20 protein-coding genes and 1 tRNA gene are annotated in these 18,490 nt (G+C 67.1%); 18 read left to right on the top strand and 3 right to left on the bottom strand.

Translation table 11 applies throughout. The features are described from left to right. The first annotated feature begins 47 nt into the window (after positions 1-47). From rpmF to THSYN_RS16145, 15 genes are all read left to right on the top strand, one after another. On the top strand, positions 48-224 hold the full coding sequence (gene rpmF, locus THSYN_RS16215) for a 50S ribosomal protein L32 (protein ID WP_100920054.1): 177 nt from the start codon (positions 48-50) through the stop codon (positions 222-224). A gap of 119 nt (positions 225-343) precedes the next feature. Beyond that, positions 344-1,414, top strand: coding sequence for a phosphate acyltransferase PlsX (plsX, locus tag THSYN_RS16210; RefSeq protein WP_100922458.1), 1,071 nt, complete (start codon positions 344-346; stop codon positions 1,412-1,414). Next, positions 1,414-2,370 (top strand): beta-ketoacyl-ACP synthase III, encoded by a 957-nt coding sequence (locus THSYN_RS16205; RefSeq protein ID WP_100920053.1) that lies wholly within the window; start codon positions 1,414-1,416, stop codon positions 2,368-2,370. Before plsX ends, THSYN_RS16205 begins: the two co-directional genes overlap by 1 nt. A gap of 209 nt (positions 2,371-2,579) precedes the next feature. Beyond that, positions 2,580-3,542 (top strand): ACP S-malonyltransferase, encoded by a 963-nt coding sequence (gene fabD / locus THSYN_RS16200; protein WP_100920052.1) that lies wholly within the window; start codon positions 2,580-2,582, stop codon positions 3,540-3,542. After that, on the top strand, positions 3,529-4,269 hold the full coding sequence (gene fabG, locus THSYN_RS16195; RefSeq protein ID WP_100920051.1) for a 3-oxoacyl-ACP reductase FabG: 741 nt from the start codon (positions 3,529-3,531) through the stop codon (positions 4,267-4,269). The genes fabD and fabG overlap by 14 nt, the downstream gene beginning before the upstream one ends. Before the next feature lie 149 nt (positions 4,270-4,418). After that, on the top strand, positions 4,419-4,655 hold the full coding sequence (gene acpP, locus THSYN_RS16190) for an acyl carrier protein (RefSeq protein ID WP_100920050.1): 237 nt from the start codon (positions 4,419-4,421) through the stop codon (positions 4,653-4,655). Between the two features lie 98 nt (positions 4,656-4,753). Further along, positions 4,754-5,992, top strand: a complete 1,239-nt coding sequence (gene fabF / locus THSYN_RS16185; RefSeq protein ID WP_100920049.1) for a beta-ketoacyl-ACP synthase II — start codon at positions 4,754-4,756, stop codon at positions 5,990-5,992. 238 nt (positions 5,993-6,230) lie between these two features. Further along, on the top strand, positions 6,231-7,133 hold the full coding sequence (pabC, locus tag THSYN_RS16180) for an aminodeoxychorismate lyase (RefSeq protein ID WP_100922457.1): 903 nt from the start codon (positions 6,231-6,233) through the stop codon (positions 7,131-7,133). Beyond that, positions 7,130-8,128 carry an endolytic transglycosylase MltG gene (mltG, locus tag THSYN_RS16175; RefSeq protein WP_100922456.1) on the top strand — a complete coding sequence of 333 codons (999 nt, stop codon included), beginning with the start codon at positions 7,130-7,132 and terminating at the stop codon, positions 8,126-8,128. Before pabC ends, mltG begins: the two co-directional genes overlap by 4 nt. A 392-nt stretch (positions 8,129-8,520) precedes the next feature. Continuing rightward, entirely contained in the window at positions 8,521-9,180 is a 660-nt protein-coding gene (gene tmk / locus THSYN_RS16170) for a dTMP kinase (RefSeq protein WP_100920048.1), read from the top strand. Next, positions 9,170-10,210 carry a DNA polymerase III subunit delta' gene (gene holB / locus THSYN_RS16165; protein WP_236848579.1) on the top strand — a complete coding sequence of 347 codons (1,041 nt, stop codon included), beginning with the start codon at positions 9,170-9,172 and terminating at the stop codon, positions 10,208-10,210. Before tmk ends, holB begins: the two co-directional genes overlap by 11 nt. Then, positions 10,210-10,605 carry a PilZ domain-containing protein gene (locus tag THSYN_RS16160; RefSeq protein ID WP_172965297.1) on the top strand — a complete coding sequence of 132 codons (396 nt, stop codon included), beginning with the start codon at positions 10,210-10,212 and terminating at the stop codon, positions 10,603-10,605. The genes holB and THSYN_RS16160 overlap by 1 nt, the downstream gene beginning before the upstream one ends. A gap of 178 nt (positions 10,606-10,783) precedes the next feature. Next, the gene (locus THSYN_RS16155) at positions 10,784-11,557 is read left to right on the top strand and encodes a TatD family hydrolase (protein WP_100920046.1); all 774 of its coding nucleotides are present in this window, start codon (positions 10,784-10,786) and stop codon (positions 11,555-11,557) included. Then, entirely contained in the window at positions 11,554-12,402 is an 849-nt protein-coding gene (locus THSYN_RS34950) for a toll/interleukin-1 receptor domain-containing protein (RefSeq protein WP_100920045.1), read from the top strand. The genes THSYN_RS16155 and THSYN_RS34950 overlap by 4 nt, the downstream gene beginning before the upstream one ends. 266 nt (positions 12,403-12,668) lie before the next feature. Further along, positions 12,669-14,840, top strand: coding sequence for a tetratricopeptide repeat protein (locus THSYN_RS16145; protein WP_100920044.1), 2,172 nt, complete (start codon positions 12,669-12,671; stop codon positions 14,838-14,840). Positions 14,841-14,904: 64 nt separating this feature from the next. Here the strand turns inward: THSYN_RS16145 and THSYN_RS16140 are convergent, their stop codons facing one another. After that, positions 14,905-15,597: an RpnC/YadD family protein gene (locus THSYN_RS16140; protein WP_157817728.1), complete on the bottom strand. Its 693-nt coding sequence runs from the start codon at positions 15,595-15,597 to the stop codon at positions 14,905-14,907. 269 nt (positions 15,598-15,866) lie between these two features. Between THSYN_RS16140 and THSYN_RS33985 the strand changes: the two genes are divergently transcribed. Further along, positions 15,867-16,145, top strand: coding sequence for an ion channel (locus tag THSYN_RS33985; protein WP_157817727.1), 279 nt, complete (start codon positions 15,867-15,869; stop codon positions 16,143-16,145). Between the two features lie 98 nt (positions 16,146-16,243). On the opposite strand, the gene THSYN_RS16130 is transcribed toward THSYN_RS33985, so the two are convergent. Then, positions 16,244-16,319, bottom strand: a tRNA-Phe gene (locus THSYN_RS16130). A gap of 253 nt (positions 16,320-16,572) precedes the next feature. Next, positions 16,573-16,743, bottom strand: a complete 171-nt coding sequence (locus tag THSYN_RS33980; protein ID WP_157817726.1) for a hypothetical protein — start codon at positions 16,741-16,743, stop codon at positions 16,573-16,575. A gap of 319 nt (positions 16,744-17,062) precedes the next feature. Here THSYN_RS33980 and THSYN_RS37005 point away from each other — a divergent pair, with 319 nt between their 5' ends. Further along, positions 17,063-17,350, top strand: a complete 288-nt coding sequence (locus THSYN_RS37005) for a flavoprotein (RefSeq protein WP_335582518.1) — start codon at positions 17,063-17,065, stop codon at positions 17,348-17,350. A 288-nt stretch (positions 17,351-17,638) separates the two neighbouring features. Then, the gene (locus tag THSYN_RS16120) at positions 17,639-18,322 is read left to right on the top strand and encodes a MarC family protein (protein ID WP_100920041.1); all 684 of its coding nucleotides are present in this window, start codon (positions 17,639-17,641) and stop codon (positions 18,320-18,322) included. Positions 18,323-18,490 lie beyond the last annotated feature (168 nt).

The following is an 18,490-nucleotide window of genomic DNA, read 5'->3' as shown; positions in this document are numbered from 1 at the left end:
TTTTAATCAATAGGACGGTCTACTGACCGCCCTATCAGGAGTAGACCATGGCTGTTCCCCAGAACCGCAAGACCCGCTCGCGGCGCGACATGCGCCGCTCCCACGATGCCCTGAGCGGTCCGACCCTGTCGGTCGACTCCACGACCGGCGAGGTCCATCGGCGTCACCACATCTCCGCGGACGGCTTCTATCGGGGCCGCAAGGTGCTGGACAAGGCCGAGTGAGTCAGGACCCGGCCGTTGCCGTTCGTGCGAAATTGGTACCGCGTCCCGGCCCTGCCATGTCACAGGACATTCCACAGGAGTCCCCCGCGGACGCGCCCCAGTGGTCGCCGGGGTTGTTCCTGAACCGGCGCCACACCATTGCCCTGGATGCGATGGGCGGCGACCACGGCCCCCAGGTCGTGGTGCCGGCGGCCCTGCGCTTCCTGGCCCACCGGACCGCGGTGGACCTGATCCTGGTCGGGGATCAGGCGCGGATCGAGACCCAACTCGCCGGCAAGGCGGCCGCGAAGCTGCGAGATCGCATCCGGGTCAGGCACACCACCGAGACGGTGGAGATGGACGAGTCGCCGGCCAAGGCGCTGCGCGGCAAGAAGGATTCCTCGATGCGCGTGGCCATTGATCTGGTCAAGAGCGGTGAGGCCCACGCTTGCGTGAGCGCCGGCAACACCGGGGCCCTGATGGCCACTGCACGCTTCGTGCTCAAGATGCTGCCCAACGTGGATCGCCCCGCAATCATCACGGCGGTCCCCTCCCTGCATGGTCATACCCACATGCTCGATCTGGGCGCCAATGTGGACTGCACCGCGGCGCACCTGATGCAGTTCGCCGCGATGGGCAGCGAACTGGTCAAGGCCGTGGATGGCGTGGCCAGGCCCAAGGTCGCCCTGCTCAACATCGGCCAGGAAGAGATGAAGGGCAACGAGCAGGTCAAGAAGGCCCACGAACTCCTGTCGCGCAGCGCACTCAACTATGTGGGCTATGTCGAAGGCGACGGCATCTATCTGGAAGACGTGGATCTGGTGGTGACGGACGGGTTCGTCGGCAATGTCGCCTTAAAGAGCAGCGAGGGGGTCGCCAAGTTCGTGCGCCATACCCTGAGCGCGCAGTTCAAGCGCAACCTGTTCACCCGCCTGGCGGGCCTGGCGGCGATGCCGATCCTCAACGCCTTTCGCCGCACCATGGACCCGCGGCGCTACAACGGCGCGAGCCTGCTCGGCCTGCGCGGCATCGTGGTCAAGAGCCACGGCGGGGCCGATGAGATCGCCTTCGAAAATGCGATCGGCATCGCCGAGAAGGAGATCCACTGCGATATCCCGCGCCGCATCGCCGAGCAGGTGGGGCGCCACCTGGGTGAGGCGCCGCCCGCTCGAGACGTCGATGACCAGGACCAACGCAGGGCGACCGCCTGATGATCTATTCCCGAATCCTCGGGACCGGCGGCTATCTCCCGGAGCGGGTGGTGACCAATGCCGATCTCGAAGCCTTTGTCGATACCACCGACGCCTGGATCCGCGAACGCACCGGAATTGAGCGGCGTCACCTCGTAGTGGACGGCGAAACCTGTTGCGATCTGGCGGAGCGGGCTGCGCGCCGCGCGCTGGAGGCGGCCGGGGTCAGTGCCCAGGAAGTGGACCTGATCATCGTCGCCACGACCACCCCCGACCAGTACTTCCCGAGCACGGCGACCATCCTGCAACGCCGTCTGGACATCCACGGCTGCCCCGCCTTCGATGTCCAGGCGGTCTGCGCCGGCTTCGTCTACGCCCTGACCATCGCCGACAAGTTCGTGCGCACCGGGTCCGCCCGGCGGGTCCTGGTGGTCGGGGCCGAGACCTTCTCCCGCCTCCTCAATTGGGAGGACCGGGGGACCTGTGTTCTGTTCGGCGACGGTGCCGGGGCGGTGGTCTTGGGCGCCGCCGATGAACCCGGGATCATCGCGACCAGTCTGCATGCCGACGGTGCCTACAAGGAGATGCTCCAGGTTCCGGGTGGCATCGGCAACGGGGACTATGCCAACAACCGGGTAACGATGAAGGGCAATGAGGTCTTTCGATTCGCTGTCATGGTCTTGAGCAAGCTGGTCGCCGAGACGCTGGCGGCCAATGACTTGACGATGGCCGACATCGACTGGTTTATCCCCCATCAGGCCAACCTGCGCATCATCCAGGCGATCACACGTAAGATCCGCCTGCCGATGGAGCGGGTGGTGGTCACGGTGGCCGACCACGCCAATACCTCCGCCGCCTCGGTCCCCTTGGCACTGGATCAGGCGGTACGCGATGGGCGCATCCAGCGTGGTCACCTGGTGCTGATGGAGGCCATCGGCGGCGGCTTTACCTGGGGCTCGGCCCTGGTACGCTACTGACCTCTGATCCAAATTTAGCTCCGGAAATAAATAGTTTAGCCGCAAATGACGCAAATAGACGCAAATAATCTCAGGGTGATCCTGGTCCTCCCGGTCATTCGGGGGTGCCCCGGGACACCGCTGACCAGCAGATTTATTTGCGTCTATTTGCGTTCATTTGCGGCAAAAAACTCCTTTCAGGTTGATTTGAGCCCTGGTTTTTATCCCGGATGACTACTCCACTCGCTGCCTGTTTCCCCGGTCAGGGCTCCCAGTCCGTCGGGATGCTCGATGGCCTGGCCGCCGCCTTTCCGCTGGTGCGCGACACCTTTGCGGAGGCGTCGCAGGCCCTGGGCCGGGACCTCTGGACCCTGGTCAGTGACGGGCCCAAGGAGACCCTGGACCAGACCGAGAACACCCAGCCCGCCATGCTGGTCGCCGGGGTCGCCGCCTGGCGGGTCTGGCGGGCGCAGGGGGGACCGGACGCGACCATCATGGCCGGGCACAGCCTGGGTGAATACGCCGCCCTGGTGGCGGCGGATGCCCTGAGTCTTGCCGACGGGGTCCGGCTGGCGGCCGCGCGCGCGCGTTTCATGCAAGCGGCGGTGCCGGCGGGGCAGGGGGCCATGGCCGCGGTGCTCGGCCTGACCGACGCGCAGGTCATTGCACTGTGTGCCGGGCAGGCCCAGGGGGCGGTGCTGGAGGCGGTGAATTTCAATGGCCCCGGGCAGGTGGTGATCGCCGGGGAGAGCGCCGCGGTGGCGCGCGCCACGACCGCCGCCAAGGCCGCGGGCGCCAAGCGCGCGCTGCTGCTGCCGGTCAGCGTGCCCTCCCACTGCGCCCTGATGCGCCCGGCCGCGATCGACCTGGCGGAGGCCCTGTCCGCGCTGGACCTGCGGGTGCCCCGGGTGCCGGTGCTGCACAATGTGGACGTCACTGCCGCGGATTCGGTCGCGGCATTGACGACGCGTCTGTGTCGGCAACTCTACCAGCCGGTCCGCTGGGTGGAGACCGTCCAGGCCATGGCGGCCGGCGGGGTCCGCCTGGCGATCGAATTCGGCCCGGGCAAGGTGCTCACCGGGCTCAACAAGCGTATCGACAAGACCATGATCACGCTGCCGGTCTGCGATCCCGAGACCCTGGATCAGGCACTGGCGGCGGCACTGGAGACGACGGCCCATGCTCAACGGTGAAATCGCCCTGGTGACCGGGGCCTCGCGCGGGATCGGCCGCGCCATCCTGCTCGCGCTGGCGCAGCAGGGCGCCGTCGTCGCCGGCACCGCGACCACCCAGGCCGGTGCCGACGGCATCGGGCAGGCGTTGCGCGACGCCGGACATGAAGGGGTAGGCGTGGTGCTCGATGTCGCCGATCCCGCTTCGGTCGAGGCCGCCATGGAGCAGGTCACGCAACGCGTCGGCCCGCCCGGTATCCTGGTCAACAATGCCGGCATCACCCGGGACAACCTGCTGATGCGCATGAAGGACGAGGAGTGGCAGTCGGTCATCGACACCAATCTCGGGTCCGTCTACCGCATGTCCAAGGCGTGCCTGCGCAGTATGACCAAGGCGCGTCGCGGGCGGATCATCAACATCGCCTCCGTGGTCGGCAGCATGGGCAACGCCGGGCAGACCAACTATTGTGCCGCCAAGGCGGGCATGATGGGGTTCACCCGGGCGCTGGCCCGGGAGCTCGGCTCGCGCGCCATCACGGTCAACTGCATCGCCCCGGGTCTGATCGACACCGACATGACCAGGGCCATGACCGAGGCCCAGCGTGATACCGTGCTGGGGGCCGTGCCGCTGGGGCGTTTCGGCCTGCCGGAGGAGGTCGCCGCGGCGGTCGTCTTCCTCGCCTCGCGCGGCGCCGCCTACATCACCGGGGAGACCTTGCAGGTCAACGGCGGCATGTATATGGCGTAAACTCGCTTGCTTGCGGGCAAACGCAAGCAAAATCATTTTGTTAATCGAGGGGCATAACCCCCGTTAACGGCTTTCATCGCCCCTCGATTGTCACTAGAATACCGCCTGGCCCAGCCCGGGTCGCTTTTTCATCTGGAGGTTGCAGACTCATGAGCAGCGTTGAAGAACGAGTTAAGAAGATCGTCGTCGAGCAGTTGGGCGTCAAGGAAGATGAGGTGACCCTGGAGGCCTCCTTCGTCGATGACCTCGGCGCGGATTCCCTCGACACCGTCGAACTGGTGATGGCGCTGGAGGAGGAGTTCGAGACCGAAATTCCCGACGAGGATGCCGAGAAGATAACCACCGTCCAGCAGGCGATCAACTACATCAACGAGCACCTAGGCTGAGGCGCGCTGCTTCGAGGACGGAACGGCCGCCGCCCGGCGATACGGACGTCACGTGCGGCGCTTGCCCGTCGGGTCATTCCGAGCGAGAGGGGTAGGTAATGACAGTCAGAAGGGTCGTGGTCACCGGACTGGGTTTGGTGGCGCCGGTAGGTTTGGACGTAAAATCGTCCTGGGAAAGCATCCTGGCCGGCAGGAGCGGAATCAAGTCGATCACCCACTTCGACGTGGGGCCGTTCAGTACCCGCTTCGGCGGTCCGATCTACGGTTTCGATCCGACCATCTATGTCTCGGAGAAGGACTCCCGCAAGATGGACAAGTTCATCCACTACGGGATGGCGGCAGGTTGCCAGGCCATCGCCGACTCGGGTCTTGAGATCGATGAGTCCAACTGTCGGCGCATCGGGGTGGCGATCGGCTCCGGCATCGGCGGCATCACCGGGATCGAGAACAACTACGAGGCGTATCGCACCAAGGGGCCGCGCCGCATCTCGCCGTTCTTCGTGCCGGCCAACATCATCAACATGGTTGCAGGGGACATCTCGATCAAGTTCGGGCTCAAGGGGCCGAACTACTCGATCGTGTCCGCGTGCAGTACCGGCAGCCACAACATCGGTGAGGCGGCGATCATGATCCGCCACGGCTATGTGGACGTGATGATCGCGGGCGGGGCCGAGATGGCAACCTCCCCGGTCGGCTTGGGCGGTTTCGCCGCGGCCCGGGCGCTGTCCACGCGCAACGAGGACCCGGAGCGCGCCAGCCGGCCGTTCGATAAGGACCGGGACGGTTTCGTGCTCAGCGACGGGGCCGGCGTGGTCGTGCTGGAGGAGTACGAGCGGGCGGTGGCCCGGGGGGCGCCGATCTACGCGGAGTTGATCGGGGTCGGCATGAATTCCGATGCCTATCACATGACTGCCCCCTCGGAGGACGGCGCCGGCGCCTCCGACTGCATGTTGCTCGCCATGAGCGATGCCGGCGTCAACCTGGATCAGATCGGTTACATCAACGCCCACGGCACCTCCACCCCCGCGGGTGACGCGGCCGAGACCATGGCGATCAAGCGGACCTTCGGCGACTTGGCCTACAAGGTCCCGGTCAGTTCGACCAAGTCCATGACCGGGCACATGCTGGGCGCTGCCGGGGGGGCCGAGGCCATCTTCACCATCCTGGCGCTGCGCGATCAGGTGGCCCCGCCGACCATCAACTACGAGACCCCCGATCCGGACTGCGATCTCGACTACGTCCCGAACACGGCGCGCGAGATGCGCATCGACGTGGCCCTGACCAACTCCTTCGGCTTCGGCGGGACCAACGGGACCCTGATCTTCCGTCGTCCCTAGCGCGCAGCCGGAATCAGGCCTGGGTCGCAGGTGGTCCCGCGCTCAGGGGTGGTACCGCGAAGCGGAACTTGCGATACCGGGCTGGAGATCGAGCAAGAGCCAAGATTAGACAGGATTAACAGGATTTTGCAGGATTGACAGGATAGATCGGGTGCGACGCGCATCAACAACAGATCCTGTTAATCCTGAGAAATCCTGTTAATCCTGTCCATTTCTCAAGCCCAGGGTGATGCTCGACATGGTATCGGGAACCGCGCTCCGCGGCGCTGGGGCTGTCGTCGGCGCTGCGGGTGAAGCAGCGCCGCTGCGGGTCCTGATCGATGGCGTGCAGACGGGCCTGGTGCCGGTCTGGGATCGCGGGATCGGCTACGGTGACGGTCTGTTCGAGACCGTCCTGATCAGGAACGGGGCGCCCTGTCAGTGGTCCAGGCACCTCGCGCGATTGGCACTGGGCTGCGGCCGTCTGGGGATCCCGGTCCCGTCGGCCCGGTGCCTGGAGGGAGAAGCCCGCCCCCTGATCGAGGGGCTCGACGCGGGAGTCCTCAAGGTCCTGATCACCCGGGGGACGGGCGGGCGCGGCTATCGTCCACCCGCGCAGCCACAACCTCGCCGTGCCTTGCTCGTCTATCCCTTGCCCGTCTGGCCGCCGGACTGCTATACGCGGGGCCTGTCGGTGCGCTATTGTCTGACCCGCGCCTCCGAGAACCGCTCACTGGCCGGGATCAAGCATCTCAACCGCCTGGATAACGTACTCGCGCGCGCCGAATGGACCGACCCGGAGATTGCGGAGGGGCTGATGCTGCGCGACGACGGGCAGGTCGTCGGCGGGACCATGAGCAACCTCTTCCTCTGGACCGGCACGACCCTGGACACGCCACTCCTGGACCGTGCCGGGATCGCGGGTACCGTACGCGCACTGACCCTGGAACTGGCGGCCGGTCTGGGGATCGCTTGCCGGGAGCGGGATCTCAGGCCCGCGGACCTGAACGCGGCCCGCGGTCTGTTTCTTACCAACGCCCTGATCGGGGTCTGGCCGGTTCGCCGGTTGGACGGACGTGACTACGACCCGGGGCTCCTGCCCTGGGGCTTGCTCAAGGCCGTCGCCCAGGCGGCGCAGACCGCGGAGTGGCCGACGCCATGATCGTCCGTGTACTGTTGTTGCTCCTGCTCGGCCTGGGAACCCTGGCGGGGGGCGTTTGGCTGGACTATCAGCGCTTCACCGCGACCCCGGTGCGGATGGCCGAACCGACCATGGTCGTCGCGGTCGAGCGCGGCAGCGGCTTGCGTCAGGTCGCCGCGACCCTGACCGCCCGCGGTCTGATCCGCCACCCCTACTATCTGTTGCTGCTCGCCTATCAGCGCGGCGACGGCGCCCGCCTCAAGGCCGGTGAGTTCGAGCTGACGCGGGGCCTGAGTCCGGGAGAGGTCCTCGATCGATTCGTCTCCGGGCGGGTGATCCAATATCCCATCGTCCTGGTGGAGGGTTGGACCTTCCGCCAGGCGGTGGCGGCGATCCTCGCCAATGGCCGCTTCGGCACCGATCTGGCCGATCGGTCCGACGAGTCCCTGATGGCCGCCCTGGGCCACCCCGGGGAGCACCCGGAAGGGCGCTTCTTCCCGGACACCTACAACTTCCCGCGGCACACCACCGGGCTCGAGGTCCTGCGGCGCGCCTACGGGCGCATGGAGGCGGTGCTGGCGCAGGAGTGGCAGGAGCGGGCCGCGGGCCTGCCGCTGAAGTCCCCCGACGAGGCCCTGATCCTGGCCTCGATCATCGAGAAGGAGACCGGTCTCGCCGCCGAACGCCCGCAGATCGCCGGGGTCTTCGTGCGGCGGCTGCGCGCCGGGATGCGGCTCCAGACCGACCCCACCGTGATCTATGGGATGGGTGCGCGCTTCGACGGCAATCTGCGCCGCGCCGATCTGCGCGAGGCGACCCCCTACAACACCTATGTCATCGCCGGGCTGCCGCCGACCCCGATTGCGCTCCCCGGGCGGGCGGCGATCAACGCCGCCCTGCATCCGGCAGACGGCGACAGTCTCTATTTCGTGGCGCGGGGCGACGGCGGGCATGTCTTCTCCGCGACCCTGGAGGGCCACAACCGGGCCGTGAGTGAGTTTCAACTCCATAAGTAACGAGTCGAGAACGAGTTAAGCACAAACGCAGTCGTTGCCGTTGTCGTAATCGTAATCGGAGACGCGAAGAAAATATGGGTGCGAAAGAATCCGGGGCGTTACGATAACCTCGATTACGACAACGACAACGACAACGACAACGACAATGGCGCGAAAAGGCTGCTCAAGCCCCGCAGGGGCGCGATATACCAGCCCAGGGCAACGCCCTGGGATAGCGTTGTTTATTCGGCCTAGCCCTGAAAGGGCGTGACATAAGGAGCCACGCCGTTATGTCACGCCCTTTCAGGGCTGAACTCTACAATACCCCATCCCCAGGGCGTTGCCCTGGGCTGGTATGTGCGACCCCGTTGGGGTCGTTACGCGAAAAACATTATTTATGAAAATGTATTAGGATGACCGAGCGCGGACGATTCATCACCTTCGAGGGGATCGAGGGGGCCGGCAAGTCCTCCCAGATTGCCCCCCTGGCGGACTGGCTGCGGGCGCGCGGGCGCGGCGTCGTCACGACCCGTGAGCCCGGGGGCTCGCCGATCGCCGAGCGCATCCGCGCCCTGCTGCTGGATCGGGCCAATACGGGCATGGGCGGGACGACGGAACTGTTGCTGGTCTTCGCCGCCCGCGCCGAGCACCTGGCCCAGGTCATCGAGCCCGCCCTGGCCGCGGGCACCTGGGTACTGTGCGACCGCTTCACCGATGCCACCTACGCCTATCAGGGCGGGGGCCGCGGGATCGCCCAGGCGCGCATCGCGGCGCTCGAGGACCTGGTCCAGGGAGACCTGCGCCCGGATCTCACGCTCCTCTTCGATCTGCCCCCGGAACTCGGCCTGGCGCGGGCGCGGAGGCGGGGTGAGCCGGACCGTTTCGAGGCCGAGCGGCTGGGCTTTTTCGCGGCCGCCCGCGCCGTCTATCGCGGGCGCGCCGCCGCCTGCCCGCAGCGCTATCGGGTGCTGGACGCGACCCGGCCCTTAGGCGAGGTGACTGCCGCCGTGACTCGAATCATCGGCGAGTTCGTGGAGTCGAGAGAAGATTATTTGTCCGCAAATGATGACTGACCCCCTTACCAAAGTCTCTGCCGATGGCGAACTGCTGCCCTGGCTGGAACCGGCCTGGGCGCGGCTGCGGCAGGCGCAGGCGGCGGATCGGCTGCCCCATGCGCTGTTGGTGGTCGGTGCGCGGGGCTTGGGCAAGCGGCGCCTGGCCACCCTGTTCGCCCGCGCGCTCCTGTGTCCGACGCCGCGCCCGGACGGTCTGGCCTGCGGCGTCTGCGCGGACTGCCGCCTCAGCGCCGCCGGGAGTCACCCCGATCTGGCGCGCGTGGCGCCCGATCCCGAGTCCAAGTCCGGGGAGATACCCATCGATGCCATCCGTGAGCTGACCGAACGCGCGGTCCTCACCCCGGTGCGCGGGGCGCGCAAGGTGATCCTGATCGACCCGGCGGACCGGATGAACGCCGCCGCCGCCAATGCGCTCTTGAAGACCCTGGAGGAGCCCGCGGGCAACACCCTGCTGATGCTGATCGCTGAACAGCCCGGTCGGCTCCCGGCGACGATCCGCAGCCGCTGCCAATTGCTCAAGCTGGCGGTACCGCCGTCCGACCAGGCCCTTGCCTGGCTGACTCCTTTGCTTGGCGAGGCCGCGGCACCCCGTCTGCGCCTGGCCTATGGCGCCCCCCTGCGGGCCCTGGAGGAGTTCGATCAGGCGACCCTCGATAGCCGCGATACCCTGGTGCGCAGCTTCATCGGCATCGGCCGGGGTGAACTGGACCCGGTGGCCGCCGCCGTGGCTTGGAGCGCGGCGGGCGCGCGGCTATCATTGGACTGCCTGGCGGATTGTCTCTGTGACCTGCTGCGCCTGATGGCCTCACCCGCGCCGCCGCGCCTCGCGGACCCGGGGTTGGCGCCTGCGCTTGCCGCATTCGCCGCCTACGTCGACCCCGGTGCGGCCCAGCGGCTGCTGCGGCGGGTCTTCGCGGCCAGGGGGCTGCTGGAGAGCACCATCAATGCGCTGATGCAGTTGGAGTCGCTCCTGATCGAATGGGCGCGGGTCGGTCAGCGTCGATTAAACCTTAAGGAGACTAAGTGATGAGTACCCCCCTTACTCCGAGCGGGATCGCGACGGGCGTCCCGGGCGGCGCGATCGGCGGCCAGCAGCGCATACTGAGCTTCGCGATCAAGGACAAGGCCGCCCTCTATGCCTCCTTCATGCCCTTTATCCGCAACGGCGGACTCTTCATCCCGACCACCAAGCGCTACCAATTGGGCGATGAGATCTTCCTGCTGCTGCAGTTGATGGACGAACCCGACCGTATCCCGGTGGCCGGCAAGGTGATCTGGGTCACCCCACCCGGCGCCGAGGGCAACCGGGCGGTTGGGGTCGGGGTCCAGTTCAGCGAGCAGGACAAGGGCGTGGCCCGCCGCAAGATCGAGGAGTATCTGGTCGGTGTCCTGAGTTCCGAGCGGCCGACGCATACCATGTAGGGAGTGGTCAGTATCGTTGTCGTTGTCGTTGTCGTAATCGTAATCGGAGAAGCGATGCACTTTGGGGTGCGAGAGAATCCGGGGCGCTACGATAAACTCGACAACGACAACGACAACGACAACGACAATGGCGCTTCAATGCGAAGCAACAACCCACTCACCACTGGCCACCGACCACATGTTCACCGACTCCCACTGCCACCTCGATCGCGTCGACCTGACCCCTTACCAGGGTGACTTCGCCCGCCTGATGACCGCGACCCGGGAGGCCGGGGTCGACCGCATCCTCTGTGCCTGCATCGATCTGGTCGCCTACCCCGCCATGCGGGCCCTGGTGGAGCCCTACTCCTGGGTGGCGGTGTCCGTGGGCGTCCACCCCAACGAGACGGGTGGCCCCGAGCCGAGCGTCGCGGACCTGGTCGCCTTGGCCGCGGACCCGCGCGTGGTGGGCATCGGGGAGACCGGGCTCGACTATTTCCGCAGCGAGGGGGACCTGGAATGGCAGCGTGAGCGCTTGCGCACCCACATCGCCGCCGCCCGCACCTGCGCCAAGCCACTGATCATCCATATGCGCGATGCCCGCGAGGACTGTATCCGCATCCTGCGTGAGGAGGGCGCGGACGCCGTGGGCGGCGTGCTGCACTGCTTCACCGAGGACTGGGAGACGGCCCGCCGGGGGCTCGACCTGGGCCTCTATGTCTCCTTCTCCGGCATCGTTACCTTCAAGACGGCCGTCGCCCTGCGCGAGGCCGCGCGCCAGGTCCCCCTGGACCGACTCCTGATCGAGACCGACGCGCCCTATCTCGCCCCGGTGCCCCATCGCGGCAAGTCCAACCAGCCCCGCTTCGTGCCGCTGGTCGCCGCCTGCATCGCCGCGGAGCGGGGGATGGCGGTGGAGGATTTGGCGCGGGCCACCAGCGAGAACTACCTTCGATTGTTCGGGGCCGCTTGACCCTGGAGTCGTCCAAGCGCTTCCGCGTTGCACTCTCCTTCCCCGGCGAGCAGCGCCCCTTTGTCGCCCGCGTCGCGGAGCGGCTGGCCACGGACCTGGGACGCCAGGCGGTCCTCTACGACGCCTGGTGCGAGGCCGAGTTCGCCCGCTCGGACCTGGACACCTATCTCCAGTCCCTCTACCACGACCACTGCGAGCTGATCGCCGTCTTGCTCTGCGCGGACTACGAGCGCAAGGAGTGGTGCGGGCTGGAGTGGCGCGCCGTGCGCGATCTGATCAAGCTCCGCCGGGCGGACTCGGTCATGCCGTTGCGCCTGGATGACACGGCGATCCCCGGGCTCTTTTCTATTGATGGGTCCGTCTGGATCGGCAAGCGCTCGTCGGCCGAGATCGCCGAGGTCATTCTGGAGCGCCTGCGCCTCTTGGACCAGGGGCGGGCGCCGGGCGCAGCGCCACCCGGAGGGGCCGGGACCCCGGCGTCGGCCCGCGGCTGGCCGGCGAGGTTGGGACCTTGGTTCCGGGCTTGGCGGTTCCGGCTGATCGCGACCCTGGCGATCCTCTTGGCCCTGGGCGGCCTCGGGGTCTGGTTTGGCGCCGGGCCTCATCCGGAGTTGGCCGGGACCATCCTGGACGGCGCCGGTCGGCCCATCCCCGGCGTCACTGTCGCCCTGCCCGAACAGGGCTTGCATACCCAGACCGACGCGCTGGGTCGCTTCACCCTGGAGGTGCCGGGCCGCGGAGAGCAGCAGGTCCAACTCATCGCCACCGGCCCGGGGCTCGCGCCCCACCGTCAATATGTCCTGACCGGCAGCCGACGCCTGAGTTTCATCATGCGGCCGGAGTGAATCCCCGTTGGCAGTTCCCGTAATGCAACTAGCTCTCGTTTCCAGGCGCAGCGGCTGGCCAAGTCGCCGCTGTCGGCCGAAGCCCCTGGAGTCCAAGGCTTCAGCCTTGGAGGAGGGCGCCAAGGCTGAAGCCTTGGACTCCAGTCGGAGGGCGCACGGTCGACGAGCGCGGCTTGCCTCAACGGCAGTGACGCGGAGCGCGGGAACGAGAATGACGGTATTTTTTGGCACCAGGTTCCCCGACCCCACGACCAGCGGAGACACTCTTGGACGCCATCCCCCGCCCGCCGCTCGCCCTGACGCTCGTCCTGCTGATTCTGCTCGCCCCCTGGCCGGTGCCGGCCGCGGAGCGGCTGCTCCACGGACTGGTTCAGACGGTCGGAACCCAGGGTGACTTGAACCCCGCGCCCGCGGTGGACGTGGCCCTAGTCCAGACCGGGCGCACGGCCACGACCGACAGCCTGGGTGTCTTCCTGTTGGAACTGACCGCCGCCCAGGTCGCCGGCCGGCAGGTGCAACTCTTGGTGCGCAAGGACGGCTGGGTGATCGACCATCCACTGGAGGGCCGCGTCGACATCCCGGACGACCTGGCCGCCCGGGTGGTGGAGTTGCGCCTGCTGCCCAAGGGGTCCAAGCGGCTCCGGACCGACGAGCGCATCGAGTCCCTGATCACCGAACTGCACGAGAAGGCGGCCGCCGCGATCAAGGACCGGCTGCCCGAACAGGGGGCCGGCGTCGGGAAGACACCGAGTCCGCCCCCGGACGTCGCCGCCCTGATCGCCGACTGGTCCGGGCGCTACGGCTTCGGTCCCGCGGAGGTCCAGGGGCAGATCGACCGCTGGGTCGCGCAGACCGAGGCGCGCGCCGACGACCCCTGGCGGCTGGGACTCGCCGCCTATGCCCGTAAGAACTTCGCGGACGCCTTCAGCCGCGGCATGGAATCGGGCGACGCCTATGCCGGGCGCCTGGCCGCCAACCGCACGCGCGAACAGGACCTGCTGGAGAAGACCCTGCGTGGTTATCGGCTGGCCGGGGATGCCGCGGGCACCGGGTACCGCTTCGACGAGGCGCTGGATGCCTATGGAAAGGGGCTGGCGGCGGTGCGCAAGGAGGAGTCGCCGCGGTCCTGGGCCGAGATGACAGTCCTGGTCGCGGATGCCCACCAGGAACTCGGAATCCGGCTCGGGGGCACCGAGTCCAGGCGCCATCTGGCCGCGGCGGTCGTCGCCTACCAGGAGGCCCTGGGCGTCTACACCCGTGCGGAACTGCCCCTGGAGTGGGCCATGACCCAGAACAACCTCGGCGTCGCGCTCAAGGAGCAGGGCATCCGCGCCGACGGCGACGCGGGGCGGCGGCTGCTCGCCGCGGCGGTCGCCGCCTTCCGGGAGGCCCTAGGCGTCCAAAGCCGTGCGGAGCTGCCCCAGCAATGGGCCGCGACCCAGAACAACCTCGGCGTCGCGCTCCTGGCGCAGGGCACTCGCACCGACGGCGAGGAGGGCTGGCGGTTGCTCGCCGAGTCGGTCGCTACCTCCCGGGAGGCACTGGGCGTCTGCACCCGCACCGACGGCGAGGAGGGTCGGCGGCTGCTCGCCGAGGCGGTCGCTTCCTACCGGGAGGCCCTGGGTGTCTACGCCCGCGCGGCGTTGCCCCAGGATTGGGCCATGACTCAGAACAACCTCGGCCGCGCGCTCCAGCAGCAGGGCTCCCGCACCGGTGGTGAGGAGGGCCGGCGGCTGCTCGCCGTGGCGATCGCCGCCTACCGGGAGGCGCTGACCGTCTTCACCCTGGAGCACATGGCGCCCCAATGGGCTCTGACCCAGCAGAATCTGCTCAGGGCCTGCGCCACCTTGGAGGATGCCCGCGGCATGGCCGGTGTCCTGAAGGACTTGTTGCGGGCGGACCCGGATGATGCGGATCTCTATAACGCCGCGCAGACCCTGTATCACGAGAAATTGTTCGACTTCGCCGCCGCCTACCACCTCACCGCCGCCTGGCTGCAACGCCACCCGGACAAACTGTCCGCGCGGATGAACTTCGCCGAGACCCACCTGACCACCGGCCGCCTCCCCGAGGCCCGAGACCGGCTCGCCGCCCTGATCGCCCTCGCAGACCCGGCCCAGCGGCCGGAGCCGGCGACCGAATCCGCCTTGCGCCTGCTGGAGATCGCCGCACTCGCCGGACTCGCCGATCCCCAGTCCAGCGCCGCGCTACCCGGGCGCCTCGCCGACCTGCGCGCCCTGGTCGCCGCCCAGCCGGCCGACTTCAAGCCGGGTTGGACCTTCGCCGGGACCGGCCATTACATCGAGACGGCCCCCGCCTTTGCCCCCAGTCGCGCGGCCCTGCTCGCCCTGATCCGGGCGGCCGGGGAGGGGCGCGACGCACTGCTCGCGGCCATCGATTCGGCTGGCGGCGCACTGACCGGTGCGGCGGGGCGGTGAGCAAGAGGAGCCGGGGCGTCCCGCCCCGGCGCGCCCGCGGGGGCGGGACGCCCCCGCTTCTTTATCAGTGGATTACCTCGTCGATGCTTTCGGCCGTAAATATCCGATCAATCCATTCGAGCAGGGTTTGCGCGTCGGCCGCTTCGATCCGTTGCCGGGCCGGTTCCGGCAACTCACCGAATTTGCGGCGCATGACGCGCATCAGCGCCACGGCCTCGCCTTGCTGCCGCCCCTTTGCCTCAAAGCGTTCGGAGAAACTCGTCATCGTTTGCACCTCATCAGGGTATTCACGTTCATAACGCTTGCGTTCCTGGTCATCAAGGTCGGCGTAGATGTCCACGAAATCCAGGTATTTGCGTTGCCGCTCCGGGTCCGGCTCCAGGCTGGCGAGCCCACGCACCGCCGCGGCATAGACCTCCACCCTTTCCTGCGGCGCGTAGTTCATATTGGGTAGGTTGAGCCGCACGACGATGTTCCGGCTGTCGCGATGCTCGCGGTAGGGCAGGGTCGACAATTCGATCGACAGAAAGCGGAAGCGCAGATAGGTTTGTTCGTCGCCCCCGAGATCGAGCTTTCGCTCCGCCGGGCCGCCCCGCAGGAAGACGACGACGGGAACCACGCGCCGAGTATCGAGTAACTCGGCGATGTCCAGGCAGTAGTGGGCCAGACGCAGGACGGAGAAGCGCTTCGGATCGGTCTCTTCTTCGACGACGAAGACCAGCGCTGCCCGGCGGCCGTCGGGCCACTCGACGAGCAAGGGGATATCCAGTTCGCGGAAGCGCTCGCCCAGTCGCTCCTTCAGTTGTTCCTCACGCACCCGGACGAGAACTACGTGCGGTTGTTCGGGACCGCCTGAACCAGGTGCGAGCGCCGGCGAATCGCAAACCGCGGTGCCTGCGGGGCCGCCGGTCGCCGCTGGTCACGCCGGGATCAACCCGCCGCGCGAGCCATCCCTCGCGGGCCGGCGGCGCCCCGGCCGCTGCCTGGACCAAGACCCTGCGTGATCACCGCTATCTGATCTTGCTGTTGCTCTTGGTCTGCGGCCTGATCGCGGACTCCTTCGCCGTCAGTCCCGACCTGGCGGGTCAGTTTGCCGACCCGCGGGGGCGCACCTGCCTGTTCCTCTATTTTAGTCTCGCCACCATCACCTCGGTCGGCTATGGGGACATAGCCCCGTTACGGGGTCCCATGACGGCCATCGCCATGCTCGAAACGGTGTTCGGCCAGTTCTATATCGCCGTCGTGGTGGCACAACTCGTCGGCATGCGCCTGGCGCAAGGTCCGGGGAGCCGGGGCGGCGGCTGAGGCGCGCGCCCAGGCTTCGATCTTCAGTCCCGAGTTCACCCGGGCACACACGCAAAAAAAACGCCAACCTTTCGGGTTGGCGTATCTTTATCATCTTATGGTGCCCAGGGGCGGAATCGAACCACCGACACGGGGATTTTCAGTCCCCTGCTCTACCAACTGAGCTACCTGGGCGTGGGCGCGGAAAACTGCCTGCCGAGCGTGCGTTGCATCCTGAAGGCTGGGAGCCAGCCATGCAGCGCTGCGAGCCCCGTATTTAAGACGGATCGGCGCCTTCAGTCAAGCGTGAAAGTGGGGTGGGAGCCTTACATTTTTTGGCAGCGCCCCAAGTGTTCTGGAAAGTAGTTTATAAACAATAATCTAGTGACGCGGGCCTGCGCGATCCCGGCCGGGGGGCGGTGACCGCGCACCAAGCCGGGCGCACCCATCACCGTCGTGCCTGAGACCGGTGCGCGTCGAGGGCTGGCAGCGGCCAGACCGCGACCAGCCCGGCCAGGTAGGGGGCCTGGTCGTCGCTGCCCTTGGCCTGCGGATCGACCAGGTACCAGGCCGCGAACACAACCGTAACCAGTAGCCACAGGACATACTTCGGTCTCACAATTGTCATCGCTTGCAACGCGCCGGCTCAGTTGCATCTCTGATCTTGGCGGTCATGGCTGAATTGTCCATAGGGGTATCACGGTATTGCGCAGACGAGGTGGCTTAGAGGCAAGCGTAGCGGTTAAGGTGGTCGCGGTCGGTGCGGCGTTACACCCTGTGAGGCCTGGCGTCGGCTCGACCGGCCGAGCGGGCCGCAGTGTGGCCGTCGCGCCAGGCGCGCAAGCGGCGCAACATCGGCGGCTGCCGCGCGCTGATCGCCGCCACCTCTGCGGCTGGGGCGGTGCGGCATGACACTGCCGGGAGGGTCCAACTTATGAATCGTCAGGGGAGTCAGGTCTCATGAAGCGGCTCATCGTCGGCCTGACGGGCGCGAGCGTCGCAAACTGGTCCTGGTCCCCCGAGAGTCTCCGCTGCATCTGGGCCATCTGCGCCACATGACGGCGGTCACCGAGATGGGGGCCGTCATCCTGCCCCCGGCGCCGTCCTTCTACCACAGCCCCACGACGATCATGGACCTGGTGGACCAGACGCTAGGCAAGGTCCTCGACCAGTTCGCGATCGAGCATGAACTGTTCAGACGGTGGGGCGATGATGCACCTGGATAACGCCTTGGGGTTGGGGACAGGCCTGTGCCTGCGCCTGGTCGATGGCAGGCCGGCGGGTCCTGCGCACTTGGAGGGGCGTGGGTGACTGCGCGCGGATTTGCGCTTGCACCTGCCGCGGGCCAAACTGCTGCACTGACGCACCACGCCCCCCGGCCGTCATGCGACAATCCCTGGTGGCGCGGCGGTGAGTGAGGCGCCGACTCGGCGCGACCCGAGAAAGACCATCAGCCGAGCCGCGCGGCCCTTTCCAGGTCCAGGGGTCAGCGCGATCTAAAGGTAATCCAGACCATGGGCGAAACCGCCATCCTCACCACCTTCGGCGCCACCTTGTTTGCGCTGCTCAACCCATTGGGTATGCTGCCGGTCTTTATGGGCTATACCGAGGGCCTGGGTCCAGGGGTCCAGCGCTGGTTGGCGCTGTTCGTGGCATTGACGGTGTTGGGGCTGATCCTGGTGTTTCTGCTGGCCGGCACGTCCATCATCGATTTTTTCGGTATCACGCTGGATTCGTTTCGCCTGGCGGGGGGCATCCTGCTGCTGTCGATCGGCATCAGGATCGTCACGGCTGAGCCGGGGAAGGCGGCCAAGGACCTGGTCGCGATGACCGAGCTGGGCGCTGTCGCGGAGGCCAAGTCCGTCTATCGGCGAATCGTCGTTCCATTCGCGATGCCGCTACTGGTCGGGCCAGGCGTCATCGCCAATCTGATCCTCCATGCCGGCCAGGCCCGAGCCATCAAGAGCGATACCCTGCTGATCGGGATGGTGCTGGTCAGCGTCGGGATTTGCGCGCTGACCTTCGTGATTCTGCTGGCGGGGCGGCTGCTGCGTCGCCTGCTCGGGGATGTGGGCCTGAGCATCATGACCCGTGTCCTGGGGTTGCTCGTGGCCTCGATCGGCATGCAGTTCGTGGTCACCGGGGTGACGAATGTCATCGTTCAATCGATTGCCCCGCAGGTGCTGAAACTCCATTAGGTAACGAGTTAAGAACAAGTTAAGCACAATCGTTGTCGTTGTCGTAATCGTAATCGGAGAAGCGACGTGCTTTGGGGGGGCGAGAGAATTCGGGGCGCTACGAAAGCCTCGATTACGACAACGACAACGACAACGAAACTGGTGTTGGGGTCCAACACACCACGCCGG

The sequence above is a fragment of the Candidatus Thiodictyon syntrophicum genome (assembly GCF_002813775.1).
GTDB lineage: Bacteria > Pseudomonadota > Gammaproteobacteria > Chromatiales > Chromatiaceae > Thiodictyon > Thiodictyon syntrophicum.
This window is presented reverse-complemented; position numbering and strand designations above follow the sequence as displayed.

What these genes read in the sequence shown, in the direction of transcription:
- rpmF (WP_100920054.1), top strand. Translation starts at nt 48, where the DNA reads ATGGCTGTTCCCCAGAACCGCAAGACCCGCTCGCGGCGCGACATGCGC.
- THSYN_RS16205 (WP_100920053.1), top strand. Translation starts at nt 1,414, where the DNA reads ATGATCTATTCCCGAATCCTCGGGACCGGCGGCTATCTCCCGGAGCGG.
- fabD (WP_100920052.1), top strand. Translation starts at nt 2,580, where the DNA reads ATGACTACTCCACTCGCTGCCTGTTTCCCCGGTCAGGGCTCCCAGTCC.
- fabG (WP_100920051.1), top strand. Translation starts at nt 3,529, where the DNA reads ATGCTCAACGGTGAAATCGCCCTGGTGACCGGGGCCTCGCGCGGGATC.
- acpP (WP_100920050.1), top strand. Translation starts at nt 4,419, where the DNA reads ATGAGCAGCGTTGAAGAACGAGTTAAGAAGATCGTCGTCGAGCAGTTG.
- fabF (WP_100920049.1), top strand. Translation starts at nt 4,754, where the DNA reads ATGACAGTCAGAAGGGTCGTGGTCACCGGACTGGGTTTGGTGGCGCCG.
- pabC (WP_100922457.1), top strand. Translation starts at nt 6,231, where the DNA reads ATGGTATCGGGAACCGCGCTCCGCGGCGCTGGGGCTGTCGTCGGCGCT.
- mltG (WP_100922456.1), top strand. Translation starts at nt 7,130, where the DNA reads ATGATCGTCCGTGTACTGTTGTTGCTCCTGCTCGGCCTGGGAACCCTG.
- tmk (WP_100920048.1), top strand. Translation starts at nt 8,521, where the DNA reads ATGACCGAGCGCGGACGATTCATCACCTTCGAGGGGATCGAGGGGGCC.
- holB (WP_236848579.1), top strand. Translation starts at nt 9,170, where the DNA reads ATGATGACTGACCCCCTTACCAAAGTCTCTGCCGATGGCGAACTGCTG.
- THSYN_RS16160 (WP_172965297.1), top strand. Translation starts at nt 10,210, where the DNA reads ATGAGTACCCCCCTTACTCCGAGCGGGATCGCGACGGGCGTCCCGGGC.
- THSYN_RS16155 (WP_100920046.1), top strand. Translation starts at nt 10,784, where the DNA reads ATGTTCACCGACTCCCACTGCCACCTCGATCGCGTCGACCTGACCCCT.
- THSYN_RS16120 (WP_100920041.1), top strand. Translation starts at nt 17,639, where the DNA reads ATGGGCGAAACCGCCATCCTCACCACCTTCGGCGCCACCTTGTTTGCG.